Origin of the sequence: Geobacter argillaceus (assembly GCF_007830735.1) — a bacterium.
Classification (GTDB): Bacteria; Desulfobacterota; Desulfuromonadia; order Geobacterales; family DSM-12255; genus Geomobilibacter; species Geomobilibacter argillaceus.
In genome coordinates, this window is record NZ_VLLN01000002.1 from 279,779 (window position 1) to 290,921 (window position 11,143).

The 11,143-nt window shown below is 59.0% G+C and carries 16 protein-coding genes, 1 tRNA gene and 1 other RNA gene; all 18 read right to left on the reverse strand.

Features of this window, described 5'->3' with window-relative positions; all coding sequences use genetic code 11:
* Position 1: 1 nt before the first annotated feature.
* Positions 2–556, reverse strand: coding sequence for a hypothetical protein (locus JN12_RS02795; RefSeq protein WP_145017863.1), 555 nt, complete (start codon positions 554–556; stop codon positions 2–4).
* A gap of 17 nt (positions 557–573) precedes the next feature.
* Positions 574–953: RNase P RNA component class A (gene rnpB / locus JN12_RS02800), an RNA gene on the reverse strand.
* 22 nt (positions 954–975) lie between these two features.
* Positions 976–1,698 carry a zinc ribbon domain-containing protein gene (locus JN12_RS02805; protein ID WP_145017865.1) on the reverse strand — a complete coding sequence of 241 codons (723 nt, stop codon included), beginning with the start codon at positions 1,696–1,698 and terminating at the stop codon, positions 976–978.
* 43 nt (positions 1,699–1,741) lie between these two features.
* Entirely contained in the window at positions 1,742–2,857 is a 1,116-nt protein-coding gene (locus JN12_RS02810; RefSeq protein ID WP_145017867.1) for a Nif3-like dinuclear metal center hexameric protein, read from the reverse strand.
* Positions 2,858–3,008: 151 nt separating this feature from the next.
* Positions 3,009–3,085, reverse strand: a tRNA-Ile gene (locus JN12_RS02815).
* An 87-nt stretch (positions 3,086–3,172) separates the two neighbouring features.
* The gene (locus JN12_RS02820; protein WP_145017869.1) at positions 3,173–4,303 is read right to left on the reverse strand and encodes a THUMP domain-containing class I SAM-dependent RNA methyltransferase; all 1,131 of its coding nucleotides are present in this window, start codon (positions 4,301–4,303) and stop codon (positions 3,173–3,175) included.
* Positions 4,304–4,348: 45 nt separating this feature from the next.
* Complete coding sequence (locus tag JN12_RS02825; RefSeq protein ID WP_145017871.1) at positions 4,349–5,179, reverse strand: SIR2 family NAD-dependent protein deacylase; 831 nt, start codon at positions 5,177–5,179, stop codon at positions 4,349–4,351.
* Positions 5,180–5,416: 237 nt separating this feature from the next.
* Positions 5,417–5,899 carry a Cys-tRNA(Pro) deacylase gene (gene ybaK / locus JN12_RS02830; RefSeq protein ID WP_145017873.1) on the reverse strand — a complete coding sequence of 161 codons (483 nt, stop codon included), beginning with the start codon at positions 5,897–5,899 and terminating at the stop codon, positions 5,417–5,419.
* Between the two features lie 25 nt (positions 5,900–5,924).
* Positions 5,925–6,710, reverse strand: a complete 786-nt coding sequence (locus JN12_RS02835; protein WP_145017875.1) for a J domain-containing protein — start codon at positions 6,708–6,710, stop codon at positions 5,925–5,927.
* Between the two features lie 27 nt (positions 6,711–6,737).
* Positions 6,738–7,073 carry a YajD family HNH nuclease gene (locus JN12_RS02840; RefSeq protein ID WP_145017877.1) on the reverse strand — a complete coding sequence of 112 codons (336 nt, stop codon included), beginning with the start codon at positions 7,071–7,073 and terminating at the stop codon, positions 6,738–6,740.
* A 30-nt stretch (positions 7,074–7,103) separates the two neighbouring features.
* A complete protein-coding gene (locus JN12_RS02845; RefSeq protein WP_145017879.1) occupies positions 7,104–8,237 on the reverse strand; it encodes a radical SAM protein in 1,134 nt (377 codons plus the stop codon).
* Between the two features lie 93 nt (positions 8,238–8,330).
* Complete coding sequence (locus JN12_RS02850) at positions 8,331–8,660, reverse strand: type II toxin-antitoxin system PemK/MazF family toxin (RefSeq protein WP_145017881.1); 330 nt, start codon at positions 8,658–8,660, stop codon at positions 8,331–8,333.
* Complete coding sequence (locus JN12_RS02855) at positions 8,648–8,902, reverse strand: AbrB/MazE/SpoVT family DNA-binding domain-containing protein (protein WP_145017883.1); 255 nt, start codon at positions 8,900–8,902, stop codon at positions 8,648–8,650. Before JN12_RS02855 ends, JN12_RS02850 begins: the two co-directional genes overlap by 13 nt.
* A 33-nt stretch (positions 8,903–8,935) precedes the next feature.
* Positions 8,936–9,115, reverse strand: coding sequence for a hypothetical protein (locus tag JN12_RS02860; RefSeq protein ID WP_145017885.1), 180 nt, complete (start codon positions 9,113–9,115; stop codon positions 8,936–8,938).
* Positions 9,108–9,938 carry a hypothetical protein gene (locus tag JN12_RS02865; protein WP_145017887.1) on the reverse strand — a complete coding sequence of 277 codons (831 nt, stop codon included), beginning with the start codon at positions 9,936–9,938 and terminating at the stop codon, positions 9,108–9,110. The genes JN12_RS02860 and JN12_RS02865 overlap by 8 nt, the downstream gene beginning before the upstream one ends.
* 109 nt (positions 9,939–10,047) lie before the next feature.
* On the reverse strand, positions 10,048–10,368 hold the full coding sequence (locus JN12_RS02870; RefSeq protein WP_145017890.1) for a type II toxin-antitoxin system RelE family toxin: 321 nt from the start codon (positions 10,366–10,368) through the stop codon (positions 10,048–10,050).
* Positions 10,365–10,640, reverse strand: a complete 276-nt coding sequence (locus JN12_RS02875; protein ID WP_145017892.1) for a type II toxin-antitoxin system Phd/YefM family antitoxin — start codon at positions 10,638–10,640, stop codon at positions 10,365–10,367. The genes JN12_RS02870 and JN12_RS02875 overlap by 4 nt, the downstream gene beginning before the upstream one ends.
* Before the next feature lie 193 nt (positions 10,641–10,833).
* Positions 10,834–11,143: transposase (locus JN12_RS02880; protein ID WP_211360489.1), on the reverse strand; the 310-nt coding region annotated here is incomplete at its 5' end.

Genomic DNA, 11,143 nt, shown 5'->3' on the forward strand with positions numbered 1-11,143 from the left:
GTTACTCCTTATGTATCGCTGCGGTATCGATAAGCGATCCCCGCCGGGCCGCCGTCCGCTCGGCGACAAGAAGGAGGCTGCTGGCCGGCGAAATGGCGAGCAGTTCCCCTATATCCCCATAGAGCCGTGCGAGGCCGGTTTCCAGCCTATCGATCGAACTGCGCCCGTCATCAGCTATCCGCTCCAGAACCGGCTCGCAGAGAAACACGATACAGGTGCGGGGACGAAAAGCGGGCGGCATGAGACAGCCGTTCCCCCCAAGATAGGGACAGACCGGCGCGTCGAACCAGGGGGTAAAGATCTCGGCCCCCAGCGCCAGATAGGCCAGGAGGTCGATAACGGTTACGTGGTGCTTCCCGCCGAAACAGCATTGCCCCCCGCACGGATGGCACAGGCGGTCGGCGCCGCTTGCCGCCACCAAGGAGTGAAGCTCCTCCTTGTGGGCTGCAACCTGGCGAAGCAGTTCCGTCAACCGCTCGACCACCGGGGGCGCACAACAGGTCCACGCCTCCGTAATCTGCCGCAGCGCGGCGCTCCACAGTTCCTGGTCGTTCATAAAAATTTTAAAAGTGTGGCCGGAGCAATCCGTAAGCCGGGTTCTGTTCCTGCCCACGGTTACCCCTGGGCAGGCGATGACCATTCATCTAGGACCGCCGTTACCGACGGTCTCCAGCAACCAACCCGGAAGCACGGGCGGGCCACCCTTGACGCTTCCCTATTCGGTCTTGCTCCTGGTGGGGTTTACCTGGCATCCGGCGTCACCGTCGGACCCGGTGAGCTCTTACCTCACCCTTTCACCCTTACCTGCCTTTGCCGAGGCTTCGGCAGGCGGACTTCTCTCTGTGGCACTATCCCTGGGGTTGCCCCCGCTGGACGTTATCCAGCACCATGCCCTATGGAGCCCGGACTTTCCTCCCCCTGCCGAGGCAGGCGGCGGTCATCTGGACGGCTCCGACCACTATAAAAATCTGTTATTTATCCCTCCTGCGCCACTGTCTGACGGAGGACCAGTATCCGGTTGCAGTGAGGGCAGGTGATCAGTTCATCACCGCGGAAGAGATTGTTGTACATCTGGGGAGGAATGCTCATGTTGCACCCCAGACAACTCCCGTCACGGGCCTCTACCACCGCAAGGCCGCGGCGCTGTTCGCGGAGCCGATCGTAGCGTTTGATGATGGCCGGCGGCAGTGCCTTGGCAGTTTCCGCGCGGACAGCCGCGTCTGCGGCGATAGCGGCATCCAGCCCGGCAATTTTTGCCCGAATCTCTTCCTGGGTGGCGGAAAGATTCTGCTCCAGTGCCGACTGCTGTTCCCGCAACTGCTCTTCTTCGCCCCTGAGCTGCTCAAGGGTGGAGATCTTCTGGAGTATCTGCTCCTCCAGTTCGCCAATCAGCTTCTTGGCGGTGGAGATCTCCTTGGAAACCGCCAGATACTCCTTCTGGGTGGTGATCCCCTTCAGGTTGGCCTCGGAACGGGTGATGTTAACCTGCTCAATGGCCAGGTTCTCCTCCAGAGCCCCCTTCTCGGTGTCGACGGTTTCGATCTCGACCCCCTTGTCGGTAAGCTTTTGGGTCGCCTCGGCCAACGTCTGGTCCAACTGGTTCAGTTGAGCGCCGAAGCCCTCTTTCTCTCCCTGCAGGGCGTCAACCTTCAGGTCGATCTCCTGCAGATCGTCAAGCAACGTCAGTTTTTGTCGCACATTACCTCTCCTTTCCCATGTATCCGTAATCCGTATAAATACGTCACCAGGCGGTAAACGGGTCGTTATCGTCGGTAAACGGTGCTACGCTCAGATCGTACGGGCCATTGGCCAGCGCCGCCCTCAGACGGTCGGCCACGGCCTCGGCCATGATCCGCTCGGTGGCGAAATGGCCGGCATCGACCAGCGCCACCCCCAGGGCCTCGGCATCCCTGGCCTCGTGGTACTTGACGTCGCCGGTAACCAGCACGTCAGCCCCCTGCCGGACTGCTTCCCGAAGGAGCGAGGCGCCGCTGCCGCTGCACAGGGCAACCTTGCGCACCGGCCGGTCCGGACTACCCACCAGGCGAAGCGTCCTCATCTGCAGGCGCTCCTTGATGGTCGACGCAAACCCGCCCAGGGTAACGGTCTCCCCAAGCCGGCCGATACGACCCAGTCCAAGGGTCTCCCCCTGGTTCAGCAGGGGATAGCAGTCAAAGGCCGGCTCCTCATAGGGGTGGGCGGCACAAAGCGCCTTGACCGCAGCGGCCAGGTCGGCCTTGCGCAGCAGCAGTTCCAGCCGGCTCTCCGCAACCGACTCCCGGGTCCCCACCTGACCGATGAACGGCCGGGCACCGGGGAGCGGGCGAAAGGTACCAATCCCTTCCCCCCGGAACGAGCACTCGTCGTAGGCGCCGATGTCGCTGGTGAAACGGAACAGCGCGTTCATCACCGCTTCTTCATGACCCAACGGCACGAAGACGGCCAGTTTGACCAGATCGTCCACGCTTGTTACCTTCAGCGGCCTAGTCTCCTCGACCCCGAGCCTGGCAGCCAGCACATCGTTCAGCCCCTCGGCGACAATATCGTAGTTGGTATGCAGGGAAAATACCGCGAGTTCATGGCGGATGGCCTGGAATATCAAGCTGGAAGTCGGGTCTGCGGCGGAGATTTTTTTCAAAGGTTTGAAGATCAGGGGGTGGTGGGTAAGGAGCAGTTGGCAGGAGCTTTCGATGGCGGCCCGGATTGCAGCCGGGGTGGGATCAAGGGCCACCAGGATTCTCTCCACCGGCGCCGTCGGGTCTCCCACCTGGAGCCCCACATTGTCCCACTCCTCTGCCAGGCGGGGTGGGGCTATTTTATTAATAATTCCGACAAGATCTGATATTTTGGCAATCACCGTGTCAGTCCAAAGAAAAAGAGTGCAGCCACCTGGCGTGCACTCCCTTTCTCCCCATTCGGGTATTTCCTGCAGTTGCCGTGCGTTATCCGCATCCCCACTAAGACCTTTGCTACGGAGTTGCAGGCGTATGCATATCCGTAGTGAAAAATGGTGGGCCCACCAGGACTCGAACCTGGGACCGACCGGTTATGAGCCGGTAGCTCTAGCCAACTGAGCTATAGGCCCGCCGCAGGAATGTTGATAGTATTGCAAGCGGGTTACACTGTCAAGAATTTATCTGTCATTTTACTGCCATTACCGGGACTTATCTTTTCAGTACAGATCGTACCGGTACAGTCGGCACTCCAGCGGGCCGTTCCAGAGCACGATCCTCTTGGAGGCCTTCAGCCCCACCCGCTTGGCCAGTTCCCGGTCAGCCGTGAAGAGAAAGGCGGTGTACCCCTTCCAGCGCTGCTTGAAGATGTCGCCCAGCCGTTTGTAGAGCTCCCCCAGATCCGCTTGCTGGCCGAGCCGCTCGCCGTAGGGGGGGTTGACCAGGATCGTGCCGCTCGTGGCAGGCGGTTCCACCTCGCCGACCTCGGCGCGCCTGATCTGCACCAACCCTGCCGCACCCGAGCGGGCAAGGTTCTTTTCCGAGGTCCTGAGCGCATCCCAGGAGAGATCGGAGCCGAAGACCAGCGGCGCTTCAGTACTTCGCACCGACTGACGCGCCTCGTCTTTCAGCCGATTCCAGAGCGGCTGGTCGAACTCGCGCCACCCCATGAAGCCGAACCGTTCGCGCAGCAGACCCGGCGCCATCCGGGCCGCCACCATGGCCCCTTCCACCAGGATGGTCCCGGAGCCACACATGGGGTCCACCAAAGGGGCACTCCCGTCCCAGCCGGTCAACAGGACCAGTCCGGCGGCCAGCGTCTCCCGGAGCGGGGCAGAGGTCCGGTCGAGACGGTAGCCGCGCCGATCCAGGGGATCTCCGGAACTGTCCAGGCTGAGGGTGCAGATATTCCTGGCCAGGTGGACGTTGACCCGTACCGAGGGTGCCCTGGCATCCACACTGGGGCGTTGGCCGGTCTGGTCCCGGATGGTATCGACAATGGCGTCCTTGGTCTTCAATGCCACGAAGTGGGAATGGGTAAGGGCCGAATCCCGCACCGTCGCATCCACCGCAATGGTCATCTCCGGCGTCAAGAGCTGCGACCACCCTGCCTGACGGACCCCGGCGTACAGTTCCTCCGGGCTCGTACAGGGAAATTCGGTCAGCCGCACCAGCACCCGGTTGGCGGTCCTGAGCCAGAGGTTGGCCCGATAGCATGTCGCCAGGTCGCCCCTAAAAAGGACCCCGCCCGAATCGACCCGCTCCGGCACGATCCCGAGCCCGCGCAGCTCGGTCGCCAGAACCTCCTCCAAACCCTTGGCAACCGTGGCAAAATACACGTACTCTCCCATTCCTTCTCCTTTTTTTGAACTGAGCTTATCCCCAAGCGTCACTATCTACGAATTCAGCACCGTCTCAATCCCTCGCAGCCCGGCCAGCGCCCCCCGGGAGATCGAGAGATGGGGCGGCCCGATCTGCGCCTCCCGTGGATTGATCCGGATCACCCTGGCGCCGTACCGCTGGCCGAGGTGTTCGCTCGTATGGCGGATGGTCGGAATCGCCGTGCCCGCCCCCATCTCCACCACCACCAGCGGTTCCTCCCGATACTCAGCCACGAAATGGTCAAAGGCGTGCTGCTGACGGCGGGTCCTGTCGCTGAGCCAGGAGAAGTCGCCGAACATCAGGATGTTGGGCCGCGCCACCCCGCCGCAACGGGGACAGCGCGGCACGTGGCCGGCCCGCATGGTGGCATGGTCCACCGGGATCTCCTCCCGGTTGTCCCAGATGGACGACGAACAGGGCGAGAGGCACTGAAGGTGGTGAATGGAGCCGTGCACTTCCAGGACGGCGTCATCCGGAAAACCTGCCTTCTGGAACTGGCCGTCCACGTTGGAGGTCACCACGAAGGTCGCCAGGCCGTAGCGATCACCCCATTCCCGCAGCAGGTGAAAACCGTCGTGGGGCACCGCTGCCCGGTAGAGATTGGTCCGGTGGCCATAGAATCCCCAGCCAAAGGCCGGATCCCGCTCGAAGTGGTCCGGGTTGGCGGCGCCGACAAAGGTGATGCCGAGCCGCTCGTACATCGGGTAGGCGTTCCAGAACCCCTTATCGCCTCTGAAATCCGGCAGCCCCGAATCGACCCCCATCCCGGCACCAGCGGTGATCACCAGGGCGCTGGCGCCACGGATGGCCTCTGCGGCAGCGGCGAACTTTTCCCGAATCTCCATCGGTTCCCTCCCAAGCCAAATGCTGAATCTCGGGTTGCTCAAAAATAGTCAGATCGTCGCACCCGCAGAAAGCACCGCGGAGGCGTAGTACCCAAACATCGGGCATAAACAGCGCTACGCCGCACAATTTCACCTGTGAAATTGGACCGCGAAGGCGCCCGAAGGGTGAGGCCGCAGGCCGAAGTCACAAGGAAGCTTTCGAGGATGGCGGCGAGATGGCTGTTTTTCAGCAACCCGCTAAATTCCCACCGTCACCAGCGTCGGCTTGAGCAGTCTCACCACGTCCTGCGGATCGAGCCCCACCAGGTAGCCGCGCTTGCCGCCGTTCAGATAGACCTTGGAGAGCGCCGGGATCGACTCTTCCAGGTAGACCGGCATCGCCTTGCGGGTGCCGAAGGGGGAGGTCCCCCCCACCTGGTAGCCGGAATGCCGGTTCGCCGTGTCCGGGGAGCAGGGGGCCACCGTCTTCACCCCGATGATCCGGGCCAACTCCTTGGTGGAGACCTGCCGATCGCCATGCATCAGGACGATCAGCGGATTTTTCCGGTCGTCCTCCATGATCAGGGTCTTGACCACACTATGCTCGTCCAGGCCCAGTTCACGGGCCGACACCGCCGTCCCCCCCTTTTCCTCATAGGTGTAGAGGTGGTCCGTATAGGTAACCCCCGCAGCCTTGAGCACCCTGACCGCCGGGGTTACCGGCGTCTTATCCTTGGCCATGTTCCGCGCCCTTTCTCCGTAGTTACTACCGTCCCCTGGGCACCACCGGTGCTGAAGGCGCGGCGGGCCGATCCGGCGCCTCGGGTGCGGTGGGCGGTGTCGGCGGCGTTACCTGTCGCATGCCGTTCGGCGCCCCGGTGCCGGCATCTCCCGGCAGCAGCTCGGGGAGCACCGGCACGCCCGACGGGCCGGTTACGGTCGGCGCCACCGGTTCGCCGCGGTCAGGATAGCGGGGTCCCGCCTCCCGCCCCCCTGTTCTCATCATCGAGGCATCGGCCGCCAGCAGGACAGCAAAGATGCAGATGGCCGCCACATAGGCCTTCCAGATGCTCTGACGCATCCCGAGCCGCGTGCTGCAGAGCAGGGCAAAGATCGCGGGGATGGCCGCCACCTGCAGGAAGTAGAACAGATCGCCCCTGGCAGCTGCCATGCGGGCCGCAAAGAGCAGATAGGCGAGAAAGAGGACATTGGGCCAGAAGGAGAGGAACCGGACCAGCCCACCGGGCTCTCGCCCCCTCTTCTCCCGGCCGCTTACCGGTTCGGCAGCAGTTTCTGCCTTGGCCCGGGGCGGTGGCGATGGTGCCACGGCCGACGGCTGCCCATGCACGCCGGACAGCGCCTCTTCCAGCACCCGGTAGGCCTCGTTGATGATCTTCAGCCGCTCCTGGGCCAGCCGCTGGCGTGGCGGATCGTCGGCAAACCGGTCGGGGTGCCACTCCCGTACCAAGCGAAGGTAGGAGCGACGGACATCCCGAAAGGAGGCGCCAGGGCTGAGTCCCAGGGCATCGTAATAGCGGTGGAGTTCGTTCATGGGCGCTTCAGACCGGCAACGGCGGCATCATTTCTTCCCATCGCTCCCCTGCAGGAAGTCGGCAAGGATCGACCGGCTGTGCTCGTCGTCGTGGCAATAGACGCAGAGGTTTTCCCAGTTGCTCCCGTCCGGCGGATTGTTGTTGTGGTTGCCGTCCTTATGGTGGACGGTCAGAAGCTGCAGGTTGGCCAGCTCGAACTCCCGACCGCACTTGGCGCAGATCCAGCCGTGAATCTTGAGGGAGCGCTCCCGGTAGTTCTCGGGCCGGGTCTGCTCTCCTTTCAGGCGGCGGACCAGGTCGTCCAGCTCTTCCTGGCTCTTGGCCTGTACCGGCCGGGGGGTGGAACGAAACGAACGGGGCATGGCAATAACCTCGCATTGGCAGGCCGCAGGCTAATACGGCATGCCTTTTTTCATCCTATCCTGGACGATCTCGTAAAGCCGTTCGTCGACGTTATCCGGGGTTATCCCGTACTCCTGGCAGATATCTCTAACCTGTTTCAGGCGACCGGGAATCTCCATGTCACTCAGGCGAACGAAATGCCCCGATCGCTTGCCGACCTGGAACAGAACCCGCTGTTCAGGCGCCATATCGATGAACGTCCGCAGCAGTGCCAAGAGCCGCGCCTTGTCGTCGGGCAGGATACCGTCGATCTCCTGTAACAGGTTATAGCTGTGATCGCTCGTGATACAACTGGTGATGCCATCCAACCGCTCGATGAGGGTATGGATCTCCTCGGCCTGGACAAGATCGGGTGCCCACTGATAACTGTGATCTGCGCTGTCGGGAAAGAGCGTCACCCAATCCGGCAGGTGCAGGTTCCGGAACCGGATGAAATCAGGGTTGATCCGGTTCAGGGCGTCCGCGGTCTCGACGGCATGCAGCTGCGAGAACTCCCGGCCGCCGAGTCCGGTCAGCACGTATTCCGACAGCTCGATCCCGGCACGTTTCACCTTGAGCCCGGCAGTGATGTGGATCTCCTTGGTGACCCCCTTCCGTACCAGTTCCAGAATCCGGTCAGAAGCGCTTTCCATGCCGATGTGGATCCGGTTCAGGCCGGCAGCGGCAAATTCCGCGAGCATCCCGTCGTCGATTCGAGCGACGCTTTCGGAGCGGGCATAGGAAGTGATCCGTCTGACCTGGGGAAAGGAGGCTTTAAGGTGCCGCAGGATCTTCAGGAGGTTTTCCGGCCTGATGACCAGACCGTCCGCGTCCTGGAGGAAGATCGACTCCATGCCGCCGGCGATCCAGGTCCGTGCCGCATACAGCGCCTGCTCGTCGCCGGGGGAGGACGCCTTCGGCAGCGAACCAGGCCCCCCTTCCTGCACGGCATCGACGAAGCGGCGGATGGTGTCGATGTCCTGCAGCACATCGTTCACCGGCCGGAGCGAGAACTTCTTTTTCTTGTAGATCGAACAGAACGTGCACCGATTCCACGGACAGTTCCGATTCACGCGGATCAGCAGGCTGGAAGCCTCACTGGGCGGCCTGATCGGCCCTTGTTCGAACCCGCCGTACTCTTTCATAATGTATCACCTGTTAGCTGGTTGTAAGTGTTACCCACGTGCGGGGTCCTACCCCGACGACAAAGACAGTGCGGCAATCCTGCTGCCAGACTATCACGGCGCAAACATTTCTGCCAGAATCGACAACACCTCTTCCTGCGTCGGCTTGTCGATTCTGCCAAGTTTTTGCATAAGGTGCTTCTTGTCAATGGTTCTGATCTGGTCGAGGACCACCTGGCCATCCTTGCCCTTGAAACTGCATGGTACCCGTGTAGGATAATTGCGACCCTTCGTCGTCATTGGCGCGGCGATAACGGTTGCTATGTACCGGTTCATCTCATCAGGGGAAACTATGAGGCATGGCCTGGACTTACGGATTTCGCTGCCAACCGTCGGGTCAAGGTTGACCAGATAGACATCGAATCTTTTGATTACCATTGCCATTCATCCCTGTCCCACTCCGTTTGCTCGCCGAGGTCCTCATCGATCACCCCGTCGTCCCCGCCCTCGGCCATGAGCCGGAATTTTTCTCCCCACTCCCGGCGCGGTTGGGATGCCGAGCGAATTATGATCTTTTCGTCCTCCACCTCCAGCTCAACTTCCGTGCCAAGATGGCTCTGCTCAAGGAGGATTTTGGGAATGCGTATCCCTTGCGAATTGCCTATGCGAATTATGTTTGTTCTCATCGACGCGTTCCTCCGGGGAAGCAGGCTTTGTAGTCACACTGTAATTACCTGGAAAGGGGTCGTCAAGGGATATTTGTCGAGGGGGCTATGCTCCTCCAGTTCCATGGCATAGGGCAAAAACCACGATACCGCTTCTTTCCATTCATCGGGCATAAACTCCTTGTTTTCCCGCCCAATCCTCTCATCCAGCTCCGCGAAAACTTTCTCAAACATAGGGCGTTTCACTCCTTTTCTTACTGTACGCTTTTCTCTGCCTTCTCAGGCGGAGGGCTGATTGTACCTTGTCTATGCCGAATCTACCAAACAAGTTTGTCCTCAGGCCATTCCTCATCGAAACTGGAAAAAATAGGAGGCAAGGAAAAATTCCACTAGCGGCACACATTCTGCGGAAGCCTTCTGATACGAAGTTATAATAATTACGATCCGATAATGCTGTGGCAGATAGTTGAAGGGGAAAACCAAAGTCATTCATCCATTTAGAAATCCTACTGTCTATCGGGATTTCATACTTTGTTAATCCCAATGACTGCAATAGGTTACGTGACTGTTTCGGACCAAATCCTTTTAATCTGTCAGCCATTTTGTTAGATGCTGATATTTCTTCTTCTACTGTCTCAACTGCAATAAGTTGGGAAACCATTGAGTCAACAAAGGTCCAACCTCCATTGTTAAGCCAACTATAGTTTTCTGTGATTTCTTCAGCTAACGTAGCTCCCCTTCTTATACCGCCAAATTGGGTGATTGTTGTTTCGGCAAAAGATTTCAAATTGATTTCTTGCTTACATGTTTTGTAATTTAGGGGGAATGGTTTTGAGGAAATAAATCGCGTTACGGCACTCTGTGGCCCAGACCTTTGCTGAGTTGTCAAAAGACATGAGACCATTGCATCCCAAAAGATCTCATGGGTGAACTCTGGTAATTCTTTGTTTACGTTACGTTTCCGCCTTCTTGCTACAAAGTTATTATTTTCGTGGATCTTGTAGAACTCTTGAATCTTCGCAACATCACGATTATCGACCTCCCATGTCAGCTTCATAAAAACCTACCCTCTTGTTATTGGTACAACTTGTTATTGACCAGTTCACGCGCGCACACGCGTGAACTGGTGATCTACCCAAATGGAACATTTATACCGAGAGCTGTTCTCATTCGCTCAACAACCCCAATCTGAAAAGCTTCTTCGCCAGCGTGTAGACATCATCCCTGGCTCCGTTACGCCGAATGCCGACAACCACGATGAGCACAACAACCTCATCTCCCCTGACCTTGTAAATGATCCGGTAGCGCTGGCCGACCGGCCTGATGCTACGAAACCCGGCCAATTCGCCGAGCGGTGCCTTGCCTTGCTTTTCCGGTTCATCAGTCAAGCGGTCAATTACCGCTCCGATTTTCTCACGAATGCGCCGGTCGGATAGTTCCGACAGCAACTTCATGGCGGTCGGCGTAAGGACAATCCTCCAACTCACAGGCCAAGCTCCCGCTTGGCATCCTGCCAGGGAACGAGATTGCCGGACTCCATCTCCGCAATGCTATTACGTAGATGTGTCATCAGCTCCTTGTCGGCCATTACTTCGAGCGTTTCCGAGAGCGCCTCGTACAGTTCCCACGGCATCACCGCCAGCACCGGTTTGCCACGACGGGTAATCTCCAGAACATCGACCCGGCCTTCATGCATGAGCATTTCAGGCAGGGACGTAAGTTGCTTCCTGGCTTCCATAATCGGCAGTGTGTGTGTCATGGCAACCTCCCTATCTGTACTTTCAAGAGTACAGATAGGCGTTAACATAGTCAAGCGCACACAAAAAAAGGCCGCATCGTCAGCAACGATACGGCCTTTCGTCAGAACAGCATAACATTCCCTGCTCCACAAAACTCTTCAGCTTCCTGGCGCGACTGGGATGCCGGAGCTGGGCACTAGTACCTATTAACATTTAAAAGTTCGGATAAAGCCTCTTCAGCTTGATCCGGGCATCAGTTGTTGTAAATTGCCAGTCAATCTTATTGGTACAGTTATTTCGGTCTTTTTCCCATGCAGTCACTTCGGCCTGCATTGTTGCCATATCAGGGATCCGGCGATCAAGGCACTGCCCCTTAAGCACGCTGAGTTCAATCTCGGCCATATTCAGCCAACTGCCGTGCTTGGGCGTGTAATGTATATCAAGTCGTTCAGCCAGTCTTCTGGCTTCTTGAGGTTCAAACGTTTCGTAGAGAGAGGCAATGCTGTGGGTATTCAGGTTATCC